The sequence below is a fragment of the Rhodanobacteraceae bacterium genome (genome assembly GCA_024234055.1).
Lineage (GTDB): Bacteria > Pseudomonadota > Gammaproteobacteria > Xanthomonadales > SZUA-5 > JADKFD01.
This window is the reverse complement of sequence record JACKOW010000015.1, coordinates 46,223-67,195: the sequence shown is the minus strand read 5'-3', so window position 1 is coordinate 67,195 and position 20,973 is coordinate 46,223. Positions and strand designations below refer to the sequence as shown.

17 protein-coding genes and 1 pseudogene are annotated in these 20,973 nt (G+C 65.2%); 2 read left to right on the top strand and 16 right to left on the bottom strand.

What is annotated here, in order from left to right; translation table 11 throughout:
• Positions 1–8: 8 nt before the first annotated feature.
• From H7A19_18175 to mraZ, 12 genes are all read right to left on the bottom strand, one after another.
• The gene (locus tag H7A19_18175) at positions 9–743 is read right to left on the bottom strand and encodes an FtsQ-type POTRA domain-containing protein (GenBank protein ID MCP5476760.1); all 735 of its coding nucleotides are present in this window, start codon (positions 741–743) and stop codon (positions 9–11) included.
• Positions 740–1,675 (bottom strand): D-alanine--D-alanine ligase, encoded by a 936-nt coding sequence (locus H7A19_18170; GenBank protein MCP5476759.1) that lies wholly within the window; start codon positions 1,673–1,675, stop codon positions 740–742. The genes H7A19_18175 and H7A19_18170 overlap by 4 nt, the downstream gene beginning before the upstream one ends.
• Positions 1,672–3,075: a UDP-N-acetylmuramate--L-alanine ligase gene (gene murC, locus H7A19_18165; GenBank protein ID MCP5476758.1), complete on the bottom strand. Its 1,404-nt coding sequence runs from the start codon at positions 3,073–3,075 to the stop codon at positions 1,672–1,674. Before murC ends, H7A19_18170 begins: the two co-directional genes overlap by 4 nt.
• 35 nt (positions 3,076–3,110) lie before the next feature.
• Positions 3,111–4,181 (bottom strand): undecaprenyldiphospho-muramoylpentapeptide beta-N-acetylglucosaminyltransferase, encoded by a 1,071-nt coding sequence (gene murG, locus H7A19_18160; protein ID MCP5476757.1) that lies wholly within the window; start codon positions 4,179–4,181, stop codon positions 3,111–3,113.
• Complete coding sequence (ftsW, locus tag H7A19_18155; GenBank protein ID MCP5476756.1) at positions 4,178–5,365, bottom strand: putative lipid II flippase FtsW; 1,188 nt, start codon at positions 5,363–5,365, stop codon at positions 4,178–4,180. The genes murG and ftsW overlap by 4 nt, the downstream gene beginning before the upstream one ends.
• Before the next feature lie 162 nt (positions 5,366–5,527).
• A complete protein-coding gene (locus H7A19_18150; protein ID MCP5476755.1) occupies positions 5,528–6,610 on the bottom strand; it encodes a phospho-N-acetylmuramoyl-pentapeptide-transferase in 1,083 nt (360 codons plus the stop codon).
• On the bottom strand, positions 6,610–7,956 hold the full coding sequence (murF, locus tag H7A19_18145) for a UDP-N-acetylmuramoyl-tripeptide--D-alanyl-D-alanine ligase (GenBank protein ID MCP5476754.1): 1,347 nt from the start codon (positions 7,954–7,956) through the stop codon (positions 6,610–6,612). The genes H7A19_18150 and murF overlap by 1 nt, the downstream gene beginning before the upstream one ends.
• A complete protein-coding gene (locus H7A19_18140) occupies positions 7,953–9,440 on the bottom strand; it encodes a UDP-N-acetylmuramoyl-L-alanyl-D-glutamate--2,6-diaminopimelate ligase (protein ID MCP5476753.1) in 1,488 nt (495 codons plus the stop codon). The genes murF and H7A19_18140 overlap by 4 nt, the downstream gene beginning before the upstream one ends.
• On the bottom strand, positions 9,437–11,185 hold the full coding sequence (locus tag H7A19_18135; protein MCP5476752.1) for a penicillin-binding protein 2: 1,749 nt from the start codon (positions 11,183–11,185) through the stop codon (positions 9,437–9,439). Before H7A19_18135 ends, H7A19_18140 begins: the two co-directional genes overlap by 4 nt.
• A complete protein-coding gene (gene ftsL / locus H7A19_18130) occupies positions 11,182–11,451 on the bottom strand; it encodes a cell division protein FtsL (GenBank protein MCP5476751.1) in 270 nt (89 codons plus the stop codon). The genes H7A19_18135 and ftsL overlap by 4 nt, the downstream gene beginning before the upstream one ends.
• Complete coding sequence (gene rsmH, locus H7A19_18125; protein ID MCP5476750.1) at positions 11,448–12,392, bottom strand: 16S rRNA (cytosine(1402)-N(4))-methyltransferase RsmH; 945 nt, start codon at positions 12,390–12,392, stop codon at positions 11,448–11,450. Before rsmH ends, ftsL begins: the two co-directional genes overlap by 4 nt.
• Positions 12,393–12,404: 12 nt before the next feature.
• On the bottom strand, positions 12,405–12,851 hold the full coding sequence (mraZ, locus tag H7A19_18120; protein MCP5476749.1) for a division/cell wall cluster transcriptional repressor MraZ: 447 nt from the start codon (positions 12,849–12,851) through the stop codon (positions 12,405–12,407).
• A 551-nt stretch (positions 12,852–13,402) separates the two neighbouring features.
• Here mraZ and H7A19_18115 point away from each other — a divergent pair.
• Positions 13,403–14,920 carry a hypothetical protein gene (locus H7A19_18115; protein ID MCP5476748.1) on the top strand — a complete coding sequence of 506 codons (1,518 nt, stop codon included), beginning with the start codon at positions 13,403–13,405 and terminating at the stop codon, positions 14,918–14,920.
• A gap of 68 nt (positions 14,921–14,988) precedes the next feature.
• On the opposite strand, the gene H7A19_18110 is transcribed toward H7A19_18115, so the two are convergent.
• The 4 genes from H7A19_18110 to H7A19_18095 form a co-directional block, all read right to left on the bottom strand.
• Positions 14,989–17,322, bottom strand: coding sequence for a hypothetical protein (locus H7A19_18110; GenBank protein MCP5476747.1), 2,334 nt, complete (start codon positions 17,320–17,322; stop codon positions 14,989–14,991).
• A gap of 207 nt (positions 17,323–17,529) precedes the next feature.
• Positions 17,530–17,793, bottom strand: a complete 264-nt coding sequence (locus H7A19_18105) for a hypothetical protein (GenBank protein ID MCP5476746.1) — start codon at positions 17,791–17,793, stop codon at positions 17,530–17,532.
• Positions 17,794–17,806: 13 nt separating this feature from the next.
• Entirely contained in the window at positions 17,807–18,022 is a 216-nt protein-coding gene (locus H7A19_18100; protein ID MCP5476745.1) for a hypothetical protein, read from the bottom strand.
• A 166-nt stretch (positions 18,023–18,188) separates the two neighbouring features.
• Positions 18,189–18,383, bottom strand: a complete 195-nt coding sequence (locus H7A19_18095) for a hypothetical protein (protein ID MCP5476744.1) — start codon at positions 18,381–18,383, stop codon at positions 18,189–18,191.
• A 1,060-nt stretch (positions 18,384–19,443) separates the two neighbouring features.
• On the opposite strand from H7A19_18095, the pseudogene H7A19_18090 reads away from it, so the two are divergent.
• A pseudogene (locus H7A19_18090) lies at positions 19,444–20,804 on the top strand (IS1380 family transposase).
• Positions 20,805–20,973 lie beyond the last annotated feature (169 nt).

The window sequence follows — 20,973 nt, the reverse complement described above, 5'->3', positions numbered from 1 at the left end:
CGCAAGGGTCAGTTGGGCAGGGACGCAGCGGGCTGCGCATCGGCGTAGCGCACGGCATAGCCGTGGGTGTAGCGCAAATCGACCTGGGCAATCGGGCGCGGATCCAGCGCGGCCAGTCGCGGCAGGCTGTTGATGAAACGCTTCCAGCGGGCGTCCTGGTCGAGACTGCCCAGATGCACCCGCAAGCCATCGTCGAGCTGAAGTTCCAGCGCGCCGCGGGCACTCAGTCTGGCGACCGTGATCTGGCGGCCGATACGCTCGACGTCGCTGCTCGCGAGGCGGTAGTACTCGGCCAGCTGTGGCATCTGCTCTATCGGCGCATCGAGCAGCGGTAGGCCTCGGGTTTCACCCACGCCGCGGGCGTTGAAGACATTGCCGCTGACGTCGACCAGCCGGTCTGCGCCCTGGCGCCCCAGCACCCGGCGCTCGCGCACCCGCACTTCCAGCGTATCCGGCCAGATCTTGCGGACTTCCGCTTCCGCCACCCAGGGCAGGCTCAGGGCACTGGCCCGCACGGCAGCCAGATCGACGAAGAAGAATCCGCGCGCTGCCTCCGGCGCCACTGCGGCCCGGATCTGCTCGGCGCTGACGCGCTCGAAAGGACCGCTGGCGTCCACCCAGCGGAAGGGCAGCAAGGTGCCGCCGTTGCGCGCCATGTAGGCACCGGCCACCAGCACCAGCACAGCCGCCACGGCCAGCAGGGCCGATGCACTGGTCACCCAGTTTCGTCGCTGCGCGCTCATCGCAGTACCTCGCGAAAGCTGGTTTCCAGGATCTGCCAGCACAGGCTCTCGAAATCGATACCGGCCTGGGCGGCAGCCTTGGGCACCAGGCTGTGACTGGTCATGCCGGGACTGGTATTGACCTCCAGCAGCTGGAATCCGGTCACGGTGTCAAGCATGACGTCGATGCGTCCCCAGCCACTCGCCCCGACGGCGGCGAAGGCCCGCTCGCAAAGCCGGGCCAGCTGATCCTCGGAAGGCTGCTCCAGGCCCGGGCACAGGTATTGGGTGTCGTCGGCCACGTACTTGGCGTGGTAGTCGTAGAACTCGGCGGCCGGCACGATGCGGATGCTGGGCAGTGCGCGCCCGTCGAGCACTGCCACGGTGAGCTCGGGCCCCTGGATCATGCGCTCCACCAGCAACTCGCCGTCGTAGCGGCGCGCGAGCTCCACAGCCGCTGCGACATCGCTGTCGGCGAACACCCGGGTGACGCCCACGCTGGAGCCTTCACGGGAGGGCTTGACGATGGCCGGCAGACCCACGTCAGCAATCGCGCTGGCGACATCAGCACCTGCCGGCAACACCGCAAAGGCGGGGGTCGGAATGTCCAGTGCCTGCCACACGCGCTTGGTACGGACCTTGTCCATGGTCAGCGCCGAACCGAGCACGCCCGAGCCGGTGTAGGGCACGCCCAGCGCCTCCAGCGCGCCCTGCAGCACACCGTCCTCGCCACCGCGTCCATGCAGGATGTTGAACACGCGATCGCACTGTCCCTCGCGGACATCCCGCAGCAGAGCCGGAATGCCATCGATGGCATGTGCGTCCACGCCACGCGCCAGCAAGGCGGCGAGCACGTTGGCGCCGCTGTTGAGCGAGACCTCACGCTCGGAGCTGTCGCCGCCCATGACCACGGCGACACGCCCGAAAGCGGCGGGATCGGTGATGCGCATCATGGCTCACCTCCGCTGCGCAGATGACCGCGTGTCTCCAGTTCCTGGGCCACCGCGCCGATGTCACCGGCACCCTGCAACAGCAGCAGGTCGCCGTCCTCCAGCAGATCGGGCAGCACCGAGGACAGTTCATGCGGATGCGACACAAAGACCGGATCGACCCGACCACGGGCGCGCACGGCCCGCGCCAGGGCGCGGCCGTCGGCGCCAGCAATCGGCGCCTCGCCGGCCGAATAGACCTCGCTCAGCACCACCACATCGGCCAGGCTCAGCACCTCGGCAAAGTCGTCGATCAGATCGCGGGTGCGGGTGTAGCGGTGCGGTTGGAAGGCCAGCACCAGACGCTTGTCGGGCCAGCCGCCCCGCGCGGCCTCGATCACGGCACGCAACTCGCGTGGGTGATGGCCGTAGTCGTCGACGAACATCACGCTGCCCTGGTCCAGCGGCAGATCGTCATGGATGTGGAAACGTCGGCCGACACCGCCAAACCGAGCCAGACCGTCGATGATGGTGGCCGGGGCAATCCCGATCTCCAGCGCAATCGCGGCCGCTGCACAGGCGTTCTGGACATTGTGGCGACCCGGCAGATGCAGCAGCGCCGGCAGCGGCGGCTCGTCTGGCAGATGCAACAGGAAGTGCATTTCGCTGCCGTTCTGGCGCACGTCGGTGGCCCGCACGTCGGCACCCTCGGCGAAGCCGTAGGTGCGCACCGCGCGAGGGCTGCGCAGGCTGAGTGCGTGGGTCTCGACATCATCGGCACAGAGCACGGCCAGGCCATAGAAGGGCATGCGGTGCAAAAAGCTGTCGAAAGCCTGCTTCAGGCGCTCGAAGCTGTGATCGAAGTTCTCCAGATGATCGGCGTCGATATTGGTGACCACCGCCATGACCGGCTGCAGCATCAGGAAGGAGCCATCACTCTCGTCGGCTTCGGCCACCAGATACTCGCCAGCACCCAGCCGTGCATGGGTGCCGGCGCTGTTCAGGCGGCCGCCGATGACGAAGGTCGGGTCCAGCCCGCCTTCGGCCAGCACGCTGGCAATCAGACTGGTGGTGGTGGTCTTGCCGTGGGTACCGGCGACGGCAATGCCGCGGCGGAAGCGCATCAGCTCGCCGAGCATTTCGGCCCGGGGCACCACCGGCAGACGCCGTTGGCGGGCAGCGATCAGTTCCGGGTTGCTGGCAGCAATGGCGCTCGAGACCACAACCACGTCGACCTCGGCCACATGCTCGGCGTCATGACCGCGCTGCACCCGGATGCCGAGTTCGGCCAGGCGACGGGTGACCGCGGTGCTGGATTGATCGGAGCCGCTGACGGCGTAGCCGAGGTTGTGCATCACTTCGGCGATGCCGCTCATGCCGGAGCCACCAATGCCGATGAAGTGCACGCGCTTGAAGGCGCGCATCAGATCCTGTCCGGGCCGGAATCGTGCGGCAATGCTCATCGGGCGCACTCCAGGCAGGCATCGGCGACCACCGCCGCGGCATCGGTTCGTGCCAGTCCGCGCGCGCTGCAGGACATCTGCAGCAAACGCGGGCGATCGGCCGCCAGTTCCCGCAGGCGCGCGGCCAGGCGGGCGGCATCCAGTTCGGATTCGGGCCACAGTTCGGCTGCCCCCGGATCAACCAGCCAGCGCGCATTGGCGGTCTGGTGGTCATCGACGGCATGCGGATACGGCACCAGCAGTGCAGCAACACCGGCGGCGGCGACCTCGGCCAGTGTCAGTGCACCGGAGCGGCACACCACCAGGTCGGCCCAGGCGTAGGCCGCGGCCATGTCGTCGATGAAGGCATTCACACGCGCGTCCACGCCGGCGGCGCGATAGCTCTGCTCGGCTTCTTCAAGGAGACGGGCGCCACACTGGTGCCAGATGTGCGGGCGCTGCTCGACCGGCAGCAGTGCCAAGGCCTGCGGCAGGATCTGGTTGAGCGCGCGCGCCCCCTGACTGCCGCCGAGCACCAACAGGCGCAGCGGTCCTTCGCGACCGGCGAGGCGCTGTTCGGGCGGGGCGATAGCGGCGATCTCGGCGCGTACCGGGTTGCCGACGAAATGGCCGCGACCGGCAAAAGCATCCGGAAAGCCGGTGTAGACACCTTGCGCGAACCTGGCCAGCACCTTGTTGGTCAGGCCCGGGATCCGGTTCTGTTCGTGCACCAGCAAGGGAACCCGCAGCCAGGCGGCAGCAAGTCCACCGGGGCCGGCGGCATAGCCACCCATGCTGAGCACGCTGCGCGGGCGTTCCCGGCGCAGGGCACTGCGCGCCTGCAGGAAAGCCGCCATCAGATCGATGGGCAGACGCAACTTGCGACGCCAGCCCTTGCCGCGCACGCCCTGCACGCGGATGCCATGGAATTCGATGCCATGGCCGGGCACCAATCGACTTTCCATGCCACCTTCGGCGCCCAGCCAGACCACCGGCACATCACGCTGGCGCAGTTGTGCAGCCACGGCCAATCCCGGAAAGACGTGGCCACCGGTGCCCCCTGCCATCACCATCACCGGCGCGCTCATCGCTTGCCTCCAGTGCCCACGCCCTCGAAGGGCCCTACGCTGCGCGGCTCGCGCAGGGAGGCGCTGACCTTGAGCAGCAGGCCGACGGCGACGCAGCTCATGATCACGCTGGAACCACCCGAGCTGATCAGCGGCAAGGTCAGGCCCTTGGTCGGCAGCGCGCCGATATTCACGCCGATGCTGATGGCGGCCTGCATCGAGAACCACAGGGCGATGCCGTAGGCCAGATAGGCCTCGAAGGCCCGACCTTGACGCAGGCCTTCAATACCCAGGCGGAAGGCTCGCCCGGTGAAGGTCGCGAACAGGCCGATGATGGTGAGCACGCCGACGAATCCCAATTCCTCGGCGATGACGGCCAGAATGAAATCGGTGTGGGCCTCGGGCAGATAGAAGAGCTTCTGCACGCTTTCGCCCAGGCCCACGCCAAACCATTCACCGCGGCCGACGGCGATCAGGGCCTGGGTCAGCTGGAAGCCGCCGTCGAAGGGATCAGCCCAGGGATCCATGAACGAGAACAGCCGCCGCAAACGATAGGGTTCTGCCATGGCGGCGAAGACCATCACCGGCACGGCGACCGCGGCGATGCCGAGCAGATGCCGCGCCGAGCCGCCGGCCAGCCAGACCATGCTCCCGGCCAGAGCCATCAACAGCAAGGCGCCACCGAAGTCGGGTTGCACCAGCAGCAGGCCGATCAGGGCCCCTGCCACCACCAGCGGCTTGATCACGCCCATCAGGCTGTGTTGCAGGGTCTCCTGATGGCGCACGAAATAGCCGGCCAGATAGATGATCAGGAACAGCTTGACCGCTTCCACGGCCTGGAAATTCGAGACCCCCAACCAGATCCAGCGCCGCGCGCCCTTGACCGTGACGCCGAGACCGGGCACGAACACCATCACCAGCAACACGAAGGCGCCAAGAATCATGATCTGCGAGTAGCGCTTCAGCCACTCCAGATCGGTGCGATAGACCAGTGCCCCCAGAGCCGTGCCCAATGCCAGGAACAGGGCGTGGCGGGTCAGGAAGTAGAACGGCCCGACATGCAGCTCCTCGCCCACGGCAATCGAGCTGGAGGCCACCATGACCACACCCAGCGATGCCAGCGCGATGGCGCTGATGGCGATCCACGGGTCGATGGCCACGGTCGGCGCGGGCGGCAGCTTGCGGGCCTGGAGGACGGCAGCCATGTCAGTGACCCCCACCAAGGCTTCGTCGAACGATTTCCGCGCCTTTCGACACGAATACGTCGTTGTTCGTCGTCGCCATGGCGGTGCCATGACTCCTCCTCTCGCCTCGTCTCGTGACGAAACGCATCTGAAATCGCTTCGACGAAGTCATGCCGGTGGTCACTATCGCACCTTCAGGGTCGCCAGACCCACCAGCACCAGCACCACGCTGATGATCCAGAAGCGCACGATCACCCGTGGCTCGGGCCAGCCCTTGAGCTCGAAATGATGGTGCAGCGGCGCCATCCGGAAGATGCGCTTGCCGGTGAGCTTGAAGGAAGCCACCTGCAGGATCACCGACAGCGTCTCCAGCACGAAGATGCCGCCCATGATCACCAGCACCAGTTCCTGGCGGACGATCACGGCAATGGTGCCGAGCGCGGCGCCGACGGCCAGTGCGCCGATATCGCCCATGAACACCTGGGCCGGATAGGTGTTGAACCAGAGGAAGCCGAGGCCGGCGCCGGCCAGGGCGGCACAGACGATTGCCAGCTCACCGGCACCGGGAATGCGCGGCATGCCGAGATACTTGGCGAATTCGGCATGCCCGGAGGCATAGGCGAAGATGCCGAGGGCGCCGGCCACCAGCACCGTCGGCATGATCGCCAGACCGTCCAGACCGTCCGTCAGATTGACGGCATTGGAGAAGCCGACAATCCAGAAATAGGCCACGATCATGAAGGCCGCGCCCATGGGGATGGCCACGGTCTTGAAGAAGGGCACGTAGAGCGCCGTGGCCGCCGGAGTATCGGCCGTGACATAGAGCACGATCGCGGCAACCGTACCGAACAGCGATTGCAGCAGGTACTTCCAGCGCGCCGGCAGGCCGCGACTGTCCTTCAGCACCAGCTTGCGGTAATCGTCGATCCAGCCAATGAAGCCGAAGGCCAGCAGCACGCCCAGCACCACCCACACATAGCGGTTGTGCCAGTCGGCCCAGAGCAGGCTCGACGACGCCACCGCCATCAGGATCAACAGCCCGCCCATGGTCGGCGTGCCGGCCTTGGACAGATGCGACTGCGGTCCATCCTTGCGGATGGTCTGGCCGATCTGCTTGGCGGTCAGCGAACGGATCAGGCGTGGGCCCAGCCACAGCGACAGCGTCAGCGCCGTCAGTGCCGAGAGGATGGTGCGCAACGTGATGTAGCTGAACACGTTGAAGGCACGGAAATAGTTCTGCAGCCATTCGGCCAGGGCCAGCAGCATCAGTGATGCCCTCCGTTGTTGCCGGACAGGCCGGCGACCACGCGCTCCATGCGCGCCGATCGCGAGCCCTTGACCAGGGCAGTAGTGCCTGGACGCCAGTCGGCGCGCAGGGTGTCGATCAGGGATTCGATGCTGCTGTGGTGGCTTGCCTGGGGGCCGTAGGCCTGCGCCGCGGCCTGGGCCAGCGGACCGCAGGTGTACAGCCGCTCGATGCCCTGGTCGCGGGCCAGCAAGCCGCATTCGGCGTGCCAGCGTGGCGCTTCCGGACCAAGTTCGGCCATGTCACCCAGAATCAGCCAGCGCGGGGGCGGCTCCAGTGCCAGTGTGCCGATCGCCGCCGCCAGCGAGCCGGGATTGGCGTTGTAGCTGTCGTCGTAGAGCATCCCACCCTGCAGCTGCAGCCGGCGCAGACGCCCGGAGACGGCTTCGACCGTGGCCAGCGCCTCGGCAATATCGCTCAGGCTGGCACCCACCGCCTGCGCCAGTGCCGCGGCGGCGAGCGCGTTCATCACATTGTGACGACCCGGCAGCGGCAACTCGATGGCGCAGCTGCCGGCTGGCGTGCACAGCCGGAAGCGCGTCGCCTGGCCGATCATCAGATCCTCTGCACGGACGGCGGCTGCTGCATCGATGGCGAATTCGACCCGCTGATGGTCACCAGCCTGCGCGCGGAAATAGTCGGCATAAGCGTCGTCGGCATTGATGATGGCAATGCCCTCGGGACGCAGGCCGCGGTAGATGCCAGCCTTGGCCTCGGCGACGCCGCTCAGCGATCCCAGCCGCTCCAGATGGGCGGCGCCGACATTGGTCACCACCGCCGCATGCGGTGGCGCGATTGATGCCAGCAGATCGATGTCGCCGGGTTTGCCGCAGCCCATCTCGACCACGGCGTAACGATGTTCAGCACGCAGACCGAGCAGCGTCAGCGGCACACCGATTTCGTTGTTGTAGTTGCCGGGAGTCGCATGGGTAGTGCCGGCGCGCGCGAGAATGGCTGCCGTCAGGGTCTTGGTGGTGGTCTTGCCATTGCTGCCGGTCAGGGCCACGACGGTTGGCCCGATTCGGGTCAACCAGGCACTGGCGATGCGCTGCAGCGCGGTTTCGGTGTTGTCGACGACGATCTGCGGCAGGTCCACGGCCTGTTCGCGCTCGACCAGTGCCGCGGCGGCGAGTCCGATCACCGCTGCCACATAGTCATGGCCATCCTGGCGTTCACCGCGCAGCGCGACGAACAAGCCAGCCTGCGGCAGCGTGCGCGAATCCTGGCTGACGCCCTCGACCATGACATCGGGTCCGATCAGGCGGCCGCCGCACCAGCTGGCAATGACGCTGGCGAGGGCCTTCATGCCGCCCTCCGCCGCAACAATTCGGCGGCGACCGCGCGGTCATCGAAGGCCAGCACTTGTCCGCCGATTTCCTGGTAGGTCTCGTGACCCTTGCCGGCGATCAGCACGATATCGCCGGCGCCGGCATCGGCGATGGCGCTTTCGATGGCCAGACGGCGATTACGCTGTTCCAGCACCGCCTGCGGGCGGGCGAAACCGGCGCGGATATCGTCGAGGATGCGGTCGCCATCCTCGCCGCGCGGGTTGTCGTCGGTCACGTAGACACGATCGGCACCGGCTTCGGCGGCGGCGGCCATCTGCGGGCGCTTGCCACGGTCGCGCTCGCCACCACAGCCAAACACGATACCGAGCCGCCGCGGCTGATGCTCGCGCAGCGCCGACAGGGCCTTGGCAATGGCATCGGGCGTGTGGGCGTAATCGACCACAACCAGCGGCTGCTCGTCGCCGCCCAGACGATTCATGCGTCCAGGCACCGGCTGCAATTGCGCCAGCGCAGCCGCGATCAGGGCCGGCTCGACACCTGCAGCCAGCAGGGCACCGCTGGCAGCCAGCACATTGTCGACGTTGAAACGCCCCATCAGGCCGACACGGACCGGGTACTGCTGACCACCAAGACGGAGGCTGAAATGCATGCCCTGATGATCGAGACTCAGGTCCTCGGCGGTGATCGATGCGGATTCGGCGCCAGCTGCGCTGTAGGTATGAACAGCCACATCCGCGGCCAGTTGCGGCAACAGTTTCAGGCCCCAGGGGCAGTCCAGATTGATCACCGCGGCGCGCAGACCGGGCCACTGGAACAGCTTGGCCTTGGCCTCGAAATAGGCCTGCATGCTGCCGTGATAGTCGAGATGATCGCGACTCAACTGCGTGTACACCGCCACCTCGAAGTGGACGCCATCGACGCGGCCCTGATCGAGCGCGTGCGAGGACACTTCCATCGCCAGCCAGTCGCAGCCCAGGTCGCGGCACTCCGCCAGAAAACGATGGGTGCTGCAGACATCCGGCGTGGTCCGCGCCTGCGGACGCAAGCGGCCAAGCGGGCCGGCACCGAGCGTGCCCATGGTCGCCGGTCGGTGGCCCAGCGCCTGGGCGGCCTGGGCGATGAACTGCACGGTCGAGGTCTTGCCGTTGGTGCCGGTGACGCCAGCGATTCTCAGTTCGGCGCTCGTGGTGCCATAGACCGCAGCCGCCAGGGCGCCGACGCGGCCTCGCAGTGAGGCAACCGCCGCCACCGGCACGCTGAAGGTCGTCGTCATCGGCTCGGGCAACGGGGTCTCGGCCACGATCGCCACGGCGCCCTTGTCGATGGCGGCCTGAGCATGGCGCAAGCCATGATCGCTGCCGCCGCGCAGAGCCAGGAATATATCGCCGGCGCGCAGCTCCCGGGTGTCCAGCGCCACGCCGGTCACCGGCACCGGCGGCAGCGTCTGCTCCGTTACCAGTCCCTGATCCGCCAGCCAGCGATCGAGTGTCAGCGTGCTCATGGCGGCGTCGGCTCTCCGACGGCCTCGGCAGCCGCTTCCTCTTCTTCCGCGCGGGAACGGGCATCCGCCAGCAACAGCTCATTGTCCGGCGGAATGTCCATCAGCCGCAGCGCGCCACCCACCACCCGGCCAAAGACCGGCGCCGATACCAGACCGCCGTAATAGGCGGCGCCGGAGGGATCATTGATCACCACCACGCAGACCAGTCGTGGCGCGGAAATCGGGGCAACACCGGCAAACAGCGAAATGTAGCGCTTGTCCTGATAGCCGCCGACGCCGGCCTTGCGCGAGGTTCCGGATTTGCCGCCCACGCGATAGTAGGGGACCGCAGCCAGGCGCGCGGTACCCGCGGGTGTGGTCACCGTTTCCAGCATGTCGAGCACGGTATTGGCCAGCGCCGGGTCGATCACCGACGCTTCCGGATTGGCGCCACCCTTGACGAAGGTCGGCGCCCGCATGCGCCCGCCGTTGGCCAGCGCAGCATAGGCCGATGCCAGCTGCAGCGGCGTTACCGACAGTCCGTAGCCGTAGGACAGCGCGGCCTTTTCGACCTCGCGCCAGCGCCGGTAGTCGGGCAGCACGCCGGGCGATTCACCAGGAAAGCCCGACCCGGTGATGGCACCGAAGCCAAAGCGCCGCAGGACATCGTAGAAGGCCTCGCTGTCGAGCTCGCGCGCCATCTTGATGGCACCGACGTTGCTGGATTTGGTGATGATCGTGGTGACATCGATGGCGCCGAAGTTGCGCACATCGCGCACGGTGTAGGTGCCGATGTCGATCCGACCTGGCGAGGTATCGACGATGGTGTGGGCATTGAACTTGCCGCTTTCCAGCGCCGCCGCAACGGTGAAGGCCTTGATCGTCGAGCCCGGCTCGAAGACGTCGGTGACCGCGCGGTTGCGCACCGTGCCACCGCGCTGGCGATCGCGCTGATTGGGGTTGTAGCTGGGCTGGTTGACCATCGCCAGCACTTCGCCGGTCGGCACGTCGAGCACCACCACCGAACCGCTGGAGGCGCCGTGCTCGGCGATGGCGGCCTTGAGCTCACGGTAAGCCAGGTACTGGATGCGGCGATCGATGCTCAGCGCGAGATCCTTGCCCGGCTGCGCGGCCTGGATCAGATCGACATCCTCGACGCGGTGACCCCGGCGGTCCTGCAGCACCCGCTTGGACCCGGCCTTGCCGGTCAGCCAGTCCTCGAAAGCCAGCTCCAGACCTTCCTGACCGTGATCGTCGATATCGGTGAAGCCGATCACGTGCGCCAGCGCCTCACCGGCCGGGTAGTAACGGCGGAACTCGCGCTGGACATGGACGCCGGGAATGCCGAGATCATTGACCTCGGCCGCTTCATCCGGGCTGATGTGGCGCTTCAGATAGACGAATTCCTTGTCCTGGCGCTGCACCAGACGCTGCATCAGCGGCTCTTCGCCAATACCCAGCGCTTCGGCCAGTTCCGGGATGCGCTGGCGCCCTTCGTCCAGCACTTCGCGCGGCTCGGCCCACAGCGACGCCACCGGCGTCGACACCGCCAGCGGCTCGCCGTTGCGGTCGGTGATCATGCCGCGGTAGGCCGGAATGGTGACGTTGCGCAAATGCCGGGCATCACCCTGACGCTGGTAGAAATCCTTGCCCAGTACCTGCACCGCCAACGCCTTGCCGATCAGACCGGTGGTCGCCAGCACCAGCATCATGGCGATTACCTGCAGACGCAGACGGTAATTGGGCTGACGGGTACGTGGCTTCATGGTGCAATCACCACGATGTCCTGCGGCGCCGGGAAAGTCATGCCCAGATCGCGCGTGGCCACCTGTTCGATGCGATTGGCATCAGCCCAGGTCGATTGTTCCAGCTGCAACTGACCCCATTCGATGTTCAGTTCGTCGCGCTCGGCATTGAGCCGCTCCAGCGCAAAGAACAGCGTGCGGTTCTCGTGGCGGGCGTAGACCAGCGCGATCGCGCTGCCGATCACGGCAGCCAGCATCAGTCCGAACAGAATGCGCGAGGCCTTCATCGCAGACGCTCGGCCACGCGCATCACGGCACTGCGGGCGCGCTGATTGATCGACAGCTCGGCGTCATCGGCGCGCTGCTTGCCCAGATCGCGCAAGGTGCTCGGCGCCGCCTCGGTGGGCGGCAGTCGCCGCGAACCCTGCGGCGGCCGCGAGTGCTGCGCGATGAACTGCTTGACCAACCGGTCTTCCAGCGAATGAAAGCTGATCGCCACCAATCGCCCCTCGGCCCCGAGCAAAAAATGCGCAGCTTCCATGCCGCGCTCAATAGCCCGTAGTTCAGAGTTGACAGCGATTCGGATCGCCTGGAATGCCCGGGTAGCCGGGTGGATGCCCTCGTGGCTGCGTGGCAGCACGCTGGCGATGAATTCGGCCAGTTCCACGGTACGCGTGAATGGCTCGGTCTGGCGACGGATGACGATGGCCCGCGCCAGTCGCCGCGCGTGTTTTTCCTCACCATAGGTCTTCAACACATCAGCCAGCTCGGCCTCGGACACCCGGGCCAGCCACTGCGCTGCCGATTCGCCGCTGTCCGGATCCATGCGCATGTCCAGCGGGCCGTCACGCATGAAGCTGAAGCCACGTTCGGCCTGATCCAGCTGCGGCGAGGACACGCCGAAATCGAACAGGATGCCGTCCAGGCTGGCTTCTCCCAGCTGGGCATCGATATCGGCGAAATTGCCGCGCTGAATGGTGAAACGGGCGTCGGCTGCGGCCAGTTCCAGGCCCGCTGCCACCGCTTCCGGATCACGATCGAATCCCACCAGCCGTCCCTCCTGACCTAGCCGCGCCAACAGCGCCCGACTGTGCCCACCGCGACCAAAGGTGGCGTCCAGATAGCGGCCAGCCGGTTTCACGTTCAAAGCCCGCAACGCGGCCTCCAGCATCACCGGACGATGGTCGGCGCTCGTCTGGGCCGCCGTTCCTGTGGCTTTCTGCGTCATCCGAGGTCTCCCCTAGAAGCGCAGTTGCCGCATATCGTCGCTGATATCCTTTTCGTCGATGGGAAGCTCCAGACGCGCGCGCTGCGCGGTCTCGCTCCACAACTCGAACTTGGCGCCGATTCCCAGCAGAATTCCGTGTTTCTGCAATGCCGCCACCTGCCGCGCCGTCTGCGGCAGCAGGATGCGGCCGTTGCCGTCCAGTTCCACCTGCGCCGCCGCGCCCACCAGCTTGCGCTGCAGGTCGCGATGAGCGGCATTGAAGCTGGACAGCTGCATCACCTGATCGCGGGTGCGCTCCCATTCCGGCAGGGGAAACAACCACAGACACTCGCGCTCAAAGGGGTTGTAGGTGATCACCAGCCGGCAGGCACAGAGGGCCGACAATTGCTCACGGTACGCCGTCGGGATGGCAAGCCGTCCCTTGTCGTCGATCGCAACCGTCGATTCCCCGTAAAACACAGACCCGCTCTCCCCACAAAAACCCACAATTCACCATGTATCACCACTCTACGACCGGTATTACGTGGGGTCAAGGAAAAAGCTTTGCGGGACAAGGACTTAACGAACCTTAGGTCATTTCGAGATAACTCTCGTAAGTTCTTGAATTGACGCACCAAGTCGCGATTTGCGCCAAAAAGATCAAGAATCTCGTTACAAGCTCAGGCGACGAACGGCAGTGGCGAATCCGGGCACGCGGCGGGCAAGCCGCATTCGCACCGGGCACTGCCATGCGAGGACCGTCGGTCGGGCGCCGTGATCTGGCGGCAGGGATGCACACGGACGTATGGATATGAAGCCGCCAGTTTGCATATGATTACCTTGTTGGAGGCTCCTGCCCTCTGGCTCACGCGGCGTTCGGTTGCCCGCCGTGTGCCATCGCGCTGTGCGGTCATCGCGCGTCATGTGTCGCGGGCACTCGCGCTCACGAGACATTGGGGAGCGAGCTCCCCCGCCTTGCGGGCGCCATCACCGTGGCTGACCTCAGGTTCGCTCCACCATCAGGACCGCTCATGGCAAAGATCACTGCACGAACGCGCAAGTCCCAGAGCTCCCGCACCCAGGCAACCAAGAATGGATGGACCTGGACAGATCTGCTGGCGCCGCGCATTTTCGGCAAGAAGTTGCCCTGGTATTGGTCGCTGATCTTTGTTGCCGTGTTTCTGGTGCTGATGGATCTGAGCCTGCGCAGCACCATCCGCAACACCGCCTACTACATGCTCTCACCGCTGGATTCGATCGCCAGCACCAGCGTGCGCAACGTGGGTTACAGCCTCAACGGACACCTGCGCGTGTACGACACCGCCCTGGACTTTGGCGACAACAGCCAGGGCATCAAGGTACGCGAGATCGATCTGGAAACGCCCGGATTCTGGTGGGTCGCGCAGCAATTGCTGCCCAAGAGCAAGCCGAGCAAGGCGAGCAAGTTGCTCGATATGGCCTCAGGCGGCTCCGACGACTGGTACTACCCGGAAACGCCCACACTGACCCTGCATCTGCGCAACGTCGATTGGGGTGACTACACCGTCGGCAGCCTGATTCCTGCGTTGGACTGGGTGGGCTCCTACACTGGCGCTCTGTTCGAAGCCGAGGGCTGTCCCGAAGACGCATTCTGGTCACGCGACGACCTTTCAGGCCGATTGCAGCTGGATCCTGGTCGCGGCGACATCCAGATACGCTACGAGGTCACCGGAGATCAGCGCCTGTCGCGCAAGATCCACTTCGGCAACAGCCAGCTGTCGGATCTGACCATCGAGTCCGAGTACGAATTGCCCGGTCCTGCCAAGCACTGGCTGGATCTGCTGTGGGAGGACTGGCGCACCACCCGGATACGCTGGACGGTGAATGACCATGGCTTCGTCAAGCACCGAAACCAATGGTGTGCCGAACAGGCCAAGATCGATGTGGCCAGCTTCATCGATCGGCATCTGGCCTCGGTGGAGCGGATCCTGGCCGCCAACGGACTCAAGGCCGACCCGTCTCTGATGAGTACCTACAAGGGCTATGCCAGCGAAGGACTGCCGCTGGTCTGGGAGAGCAATTTTGCGCCCGGTCGAGCCTTCGAGGACTATGAGGAGCAGAGCTTTGACGCGATTCTCTCGGCCATGGCCGCCACCCTGACCGTGGGTGACCAGGTCACGAGCTACGCAGTGTCCGAGATCCCCGAGCGCAGCTTTCCAGACGTCAGGGCGTCAACCTGGGAGGTAATTCAGATCGAAAGCGGCCAGCGTCCGGCACCCCAGGCACCGGCGAGCGCGGCCACGCCCGCGTCGGTCGCCACCGCCGCCACCCCAAATGCCGGCAACCCGTCACCGGTGGCTGCGCCCGGTCGCAACCAGACCATTGGCCTCGACCAGCTCGATCAGGTCGTCGGCCTGCGCGTCGAAGTCAGCCTGGAAGGCCACCGCAAGCTGCTCGGCGTGATCGAGTCGATCGAAGCCAAGAAGCTCCACATGAAGATCCGCATGGGCGGCGGCTATGCCCAGATTGAAGTGCAGCGCCACCGCATTTCATCGGTGCGCAGAATCTAGACCGGGCAACCTGATGGGAGCCAGGCGCATGGAGTGCACGCGAATCACCCGCTGACCGATGGTCGTCTTCAGGCGCCACTGAGCTCGCGAACCACGTCTGGAGCGCGTAGTGCGGTGGCCACCTGCCGAAGAGCGATGGCGAGGAGGCCGCACGCCGTCAGGACGACGGCAGCGAGCGCATTGCGCAGATCGCTGCCGATCAGGGCCGACAGCGCTGGCGACACGCGGCTGCCCGCCAGGGCCAGCAGTACGACGGCGATGCCGGTCGGAATCATCGCCAGAATCAGCGGCAGGATGGCACGGCGGGTCAATGACACCGGCGCCGCGCCCAGCGCCAGATGCAGCGCCAGCGCACCACGCTGACTGGCCGCGATGGTCGAATAAAGCCCTGCGGCCGACAGACCCGCGCCCAGGGTCAAGGCCAGCGCGAGTATGGTCAGCAGCCGCGCAAGCGCCAATTCGTCGCGGCGACTGGCCAGGAGTAAGTCATCCAGCCCGGCCAGGTGGAGGTCCTTCAGCGCCGGCAACCAGGCCTGCACGGCGGTTTGCAAGGCTGGCTGCAGCCGCGCAGCCGTGGCGGCGTCGGGCGCGACCGCGTACCAGGTGAAGGCTTGTTCCGACCAACCGGCAACAAAGTCGCTGCGCGAACCGCGCCCCAGGTTCCAGTCGATGTCAGCGTACACACCGGCGACTCGCAGCAGTGCCCCATCGACGTCCAGCGTAGCCCCGATGGCTGCCTGGGTCGAGCCGAAACATCGCCGGGCGCGTGACACCGACAGTGCGATCTCGCTTGCCTCCACAGGTGGCTGGCCCAGCTCAAAGCGCAACCCGAGCACTGTCGACAGCTGGCTGGTACCCCGCAGCACCTCGGGGCTGATACCACACTCGCGACCATCTTCAAGCAGCAGTTGGCCGGGCAGGATCACCCCGTTTCGCGCAGGATAGGACTCGATGAATGCGTAGGGGGCAATGGACGCAAGATCCAACTCCAGCTCCGCCAGACGCGATCTGGGCAGCATCTGCAGATTGATCGAAGTATGGGGATCAAACTGTGGCTCAAGAAGTGTGATCGAGCGCGCCAGACCGAAACTTTCGGGTATTGGAGCCTGAGTACGCTGCGCTTGCGTGATCGACACCCAGGCCGCCAGGCAGGCAAAAGCAGTCAACAAGGCAGTGGCGCCGCGCCCCTGGCGCAGCCCCACCAGCGCTGACTTGGCACTGACGTCAAAGCGCGGCGCACGCGCCAGTCTGAGGGTGAGCACTGCCTCGGTGGCAAAGGCCAGCGCACACAGGACCAGCGCCAGCAGCAGCGCAGCTCCAAGGCCTTCCGTGCCCACCGCAACTCCGCTGAAGCGCGCCTGGGCGAGATCCGGATCCCGCCACAGCAGCGCGAAAAGGGCCTGTGCGATCAAGCCGCCTGGCGGAAGTGCCAGCAGCAGACTCCGCAAATGCGCCCAGGCACTGGCTCGCAGCAAATCGCTCGGGCGCGCACCGAGCACATAGCGCATCGCGATTTCGCCAGCACGCCGCCGTACATGCTGGCGGGCGGCGAAACAGACCAGAACCAGGCCCAGCCCCAGATAGGTCGCAGCCATGCCCTGAAACAGCGATAGCCGCAGCAGTGCCGTTTCCTGGAGCGCCGGATGCGGGACCCAGCCGTCCAGGCTGAGCAAACGATGCGGGCCCTCGCCGAAACCAAAGGCACGCGGCAGTTGGATTTCGCGCGTACGCGCCAGCCATTCCGCTCGCTGTTGAGCATTGGCAAGGCCGACGAACAACCAATACACGGGAATCTGGTCTTGACCACCGGAAGAACCACCGAGCAGCAGCTCACCGGTGGCATCCCAGCTGCACCAGAGATCGACCGCCACCGGTCCTCCCAACATGCGCAGCCGCTGATCCGCAGCGCCTCGCAGCTCGAAATCGATGTCACTGACGCGCAACGACTGCGCACCCGATTCCAGCCCCTGGCGCTCCAGCCAGGCACGCGAAGCCACGCAGATGCGCTGTTCCCTGGCGCCCGGCGCTGCCGCGCTCAGGTGCACACCCGCAACCGCGAACGCGTCGGGTTTGACGAATTGCAGGCTTGCTTGTGCCTCGCGCCCCCCAAGCAGCACGGTCTCGTCGGCAGGCGGACTGGCGGCAATGAACGCGAACTTCGGAAATGCCGACTCCAAGCTCTGCACCTGCGCCATCGAAAAGAAGCGCAAGCCAACGTTGGCATCGGTTTCACCATTTGAAACCGATAGCCAGTCGAGTGCGGCATGAAAACCCGCTGGCGCTCGTGGTTGAACCGCCGCGCGCACGCTCAGCGCAGCCCACGCATAGGCGACGGCCAGCATCAACAACAACAGCAGCGGCCAGCGCGCGAGCCCGCCGAGTCGGCGCTTCAGCGGGCTCACGGTCGCTCCAGCAGTCTGTCGGACTTGAAAGACCGAAGCGAAAATTCGACGGTGCGAGGCCTGATGTTGACGATTTCGCAGGGCAATAGCTCCTCTATTGCCCAAGAAAGCGGCGAAATATGGACCGCACAGGCGGATTTGCAGCCGATCCCTTTCACGTCCGACAGGCTGCTAGTCGAGTAGCTAAACCTTTACAGGCTTTCGCCCTCACAGATCCGGACGGGCGGATTTCCCGCATCCGGCTCTTCCAAGCAGGTAACCCGGCGAGACCGGGAGCCAATCATCCGGGTGGGTGATGCGGGGAGTCGGCAGCGCGAAGTGAGTGTCGACCAGCGCCACCACGACGGGGAGACGAGACGTCTGACTGCGCTTCATCAGCACACTGATCCAGATCGCTCGCACCGCGGCGCGGAAACGCTTGAGCGCATCCATGTTGCCGCGCACGCCGTAGTACGCGTAGTGGCCTTTCAATTTGGCACTCAGTTCAGCCCACTGTGCGCAAGGGATCGTGCAGGTGCGCGCGGCACCACTCACGGCGAGCGTCAGGCTGCGCCGGAGGCGCCGCCATCGTTTGACGTCGCACCAGATAGCGGCCCTGGCGATCCTGGCCGGCGATGTGCGTGAACCCGAGAAGTCGAAACTCCCGGATTTGCCCCTGCCTGGCGGTGCGGCCGAAACCCAGCAAGCGGGTCTTGGCCACATTCATCTCCAGCCCGTAGCGCGCCAGACTCGTCTCCAGTACCGCTCGCAGCGCTACCGCATCCTCCTCATGCCGAACATCAGGACTGCGTCATCGGCATAGCGCACCATGTACACCTCGCCGCGCGCCTGTCCGACGCCATTCCACCACCACCTCGTCCATCGCCTCATGCAGCACGATGTTCGCCAGTAGCGGGAAATCGGCGCCCTTGCGGCGTGCCGCACGTTTGCCGTGTCCGCTTGCCATCCTGCTCCACCACCCCGACCGTCAGCCATTTGTCGATCAGTCGCAACAGACTGCGATCGGTCACCCTGCGCCTGATTGCCTGTCGCAATGCCTCGTGCTCGATGCGATCGAACACTGCTTCAGATCCAGGTCAATACCCAGTTCACGCGTCCTTCTGCAGCACCGTCTGCACCGCCTGCAAGGCCATATGCGCACTGCGCTGCGGCCTGAAGCCATAGCTCAGCCCTCGGAAGTCGGCTTCGAAAATGCTGTTCAGCACCGGTCACCGCGCCTTGTACGACCTTGTCCTCCACGCACCAGATCGATAACGGCCGGTCGCTGCCATCCGCTTTCTGATCGTCGCGCGTCGCCGGCTGCGCTCGGTACTGACCCGTGCGCAGTCGCTCATGAGTTGCTGCAGCCGTGCCGCCAATCCTTTTCCATAGCTGGCCTTGCTCGCCGTCGATGCCCTTTGCCGCGTCCGCCCGCAAGCCGCGGTAAGCACGCAACAACGAGCCCTCATCGAGCAAGTGGGCCAGCGACGTGAACTGCTCCTCGGATGGGCTCGCGCCTCCTGCACCCGCCGAAGTCTTGGGCAGATGGGTTCCCACCTCAGCGTGCGGCCCATCGTTCCTCCCGCAGGATCCCTGCTCGGTGCCGCCCTTCGCTCCACCCACTCGCCAAACTGCGACTTCGCAGGCTTCATCACTACTACGACGACATCCGACTTCCCCATGCCATTGACCCCCCTGCACTCGGTTCTTGCCTTGTGCCGGGTGCCCACTTCCCTGTGGTGACACCGGGATCTCCTCTGTTCCACACCAATCCTGTACACCTCGATACGAGCCCATGCCCCCGGAAGGTCGATCTGGGTCAGGCATTTCGCCAGATCGTGTGGCCTGCGGAACTCGGGCGTAGCCCTCGGCACCTTCGACGATGAAATTTTCGGGGTTCAACCTCATACCTCTGTGTATTCCTGTCTACGCTTCGTACCCGCCGTTACCGGTCGCGCACGCAAGACTCGGTTACCACTGCCATGCCATTGGCTTCGTGGGTCGGCTTCATGCCAACTCGGATCGCGTGCAGCTTGCAGAGCGCACGCCCGCATTTCTCACACTAAGTAGTGCACCGGGGTTCTCAAATCAGATAAAGTTGAGTTGCGAGAACAACTTAGCTGAGATTTGCGGAGAACCCCGATGCCGACACAGTGTAGCGCGACGAGCACGATTTTTGAGCAAGTGGATGGTCGTCAGGTGGTTGCCGGATTTGATGGCGGCGAGATCACGTCGGATGCGGGCGCACTGCTTCTGGGTCGCGTCGATGATTCGATCAAGCTCATGGATCGGCTGGCCGGGTGCTTTCAAGATGGTCGAGATCCCGAGTTGATCGAGCATTCGGTGCGGACGCTGGTGATGCAGCGTGTGGTTGGGATCGCACTGGGCTACGAGGATCTGAACGATCACGATCAGTTGCGGCACGATCCGGTGTTGGCGGTGCTGGCGGGCAAGCTCAAAGCGCAGCGCAGGACTGTGCGCCGTTGGCGGGCAAGTCAACGCTGAATCGGTTGGAGCATGCGCCGAAGGCGACGCCGGTGAGCGTTATCGAAAGATTGCGCATCATCCGGAGCAGATCGAGTCGTTGTTTGTGGATTTGTTTTTGAGGCGCACGAGACGCCGCCGGGTCGATCGTTCTGGATTTGATGCGACCGACGACCCGCTCCATGGGGATCAGGAGGGCGGTTCTTTCATGGTTATTACGATGGTTACTGCTACCTGCCGTTGTACGTGTTTGCGGCAAGCATCTGCTGGCAGCGAAGCTGCGCCGGTCGAACATCGACGGCAGCGCGGGCGCGGTTGAAGAGATGGATCGGGTGGTGGGACAGATCCGCGCGCTGGCCCAAGGTGCGGATCACGCTTCGGGCGGACAGCGGTTTTGCACGCGAGAGCTGATGGCGTGGTGCGAGAGCAACGCCGTTGACTACGTGTTTGACTGGCCAAGAACGCGCGTTTGATCGAGGTGCTCGAGCCGGCTTTGGCGGGCTGCGCGCCAGGCGCGCAGCGAAGGCGGAGCGGAGTTCACGGATTTCGTTATTCGACGCGCAAGAGTTGGAGTCGTGAGCGCCGCGTGGTGGGCAAGGCAGAGCAGTTACCGGGTCTAAGCAATCCGCGCTTTGTGGTGACCTCGCTGACATCCGAGACGTGGTCAGCGCGAGCGCTGTACGAAGATCTGTATTGCGCTCGCGGGGAGATGGAGAACCGCATCAAGGAATGCCAAGGGGACCTGTTCGCGGATCGCACGTCGACGGCCACCATGCTCGGCAACCAGTTGCGTCTGTGGTTGTCGTCGTTTGCCTATGTCCTGATGGACGCGCTGCGGCAAAAGCACTCGCCGGCACTGAATTGGCTCAGGCAACCTGCGGCACGCTGCGTTTGAAGTTGCTGAAGATCGGCGCCTGGGTCGTTCGGGCGTTCGTCGGGTTCGTATCGCGATGGCGTCGAGTTTCCCGTACCAGGACTTGTGGAGCGCCAGCTACGCTCGTCTTGCCGACAGCGGCTGATTGAAACCAGCGATCCTGCGTCAACGGCCCCTTCCGGGGCTACGGCCGTCGGCGGCGGGCAATAAAGTCAAACAAATCAGCAAGAAAAGCCACGGCATCCCGCGCCAAAATGAGCGGAAATCGAACACCAAGCGCCGTTCTGCCGCCGGTGCGGACGAACGATCTTCAA

What these genes read in the sequence shown, in the direction of transcription:
- H7A19_18175 (MCP5476760.1), bottom strand. Translation starts at nt 743, where the DNA reads ATGAGCGCGCAGCGACGAAACTGGGTGACCAGTGCATCGGCCCTGCTG.
- H7A19_18170 (MCP5476759.1), bottom strand. Translation starts at nt 1,675, where the DNA reads ATGATGCGCATCACCGATCCCGCCGCTTTCGGGCGTGTCGCCGTGGTC.
- murC (MCP5476758.1), bottom strand. Translation starts at nt 3,075, where the DNA reads ATGCGCGCCTTCAAGCGCGTGCACTTCATCGGCATTGGTGGCTCCGGC.
- murG (MCP5476757.1), bottom strand. Translation starts at nt 4,181, where the DNA reads ATGAGCGCGCCGGTGATGGTGATGGCAGGGGGCACCGGTGGCCACGTC.
- ftsW (MCP5476756.1), bottom strand. Translation starts at nt 5,365, where the DNA reads ATGGCTGCCGTCCTCCAGGCCCGCAAGCTGCCGCCCGCGCCGACCGTG.
- H7A19_18150 (MCP5476755.1), bottom strand. Translation starts at nt 6,610, where the DNA reads ATGCTGCTGGCCCTGGCCGAATGGCTGCAGAACTATTTCCGTGCCTTC.
- murF (MCP5476754.1), bottom strand. Translation starts at nt 7,956, where the DNA reads ATGAAGGCCCTCGCCAGCGTCATTGCCAGCTGGTGCGGCGGCCGCCTG.
- H7A19_18140 (MCP5476753.1), bottom strand. Translation starts at nt 9,440, where the DNA reads ATGAGCACGCTGACACTCGATCGCTGGCTGGCGGATCAGGGACTGGTA.
- H7A19_18135 (MCP5476752.1), bottom strand. Translation starts at nt 11,185, where the DNA reads ATGAAGCCACGTACCCGTCAGCCCAATTACCGTCTGCGTCTGCAGGTA.
- ftsL (MCP5476751.1), bottom strand. Translation starts at nt 11,451, where the DNA reads ATGAAGGCCTCGCGCATTCTGTTCGGACTGATGCTGGCTGCCGTGATC.
- rsmH (MCP5476750.1), bottom strand. Translation starts at nt 12,392, where the DNA reads ATGACGCAGAAAGCCACAGGAACGGCGGCCCAGACGAGCGCCGACCAT.
- H7A19_18115 (MCP5476748.1), top strand. Translation starts at nt 13,403, where the DNA reads ATGGCAAAGATCACTGCACGAACGCGCAAGTCCCAGAGCTCCCGCACC.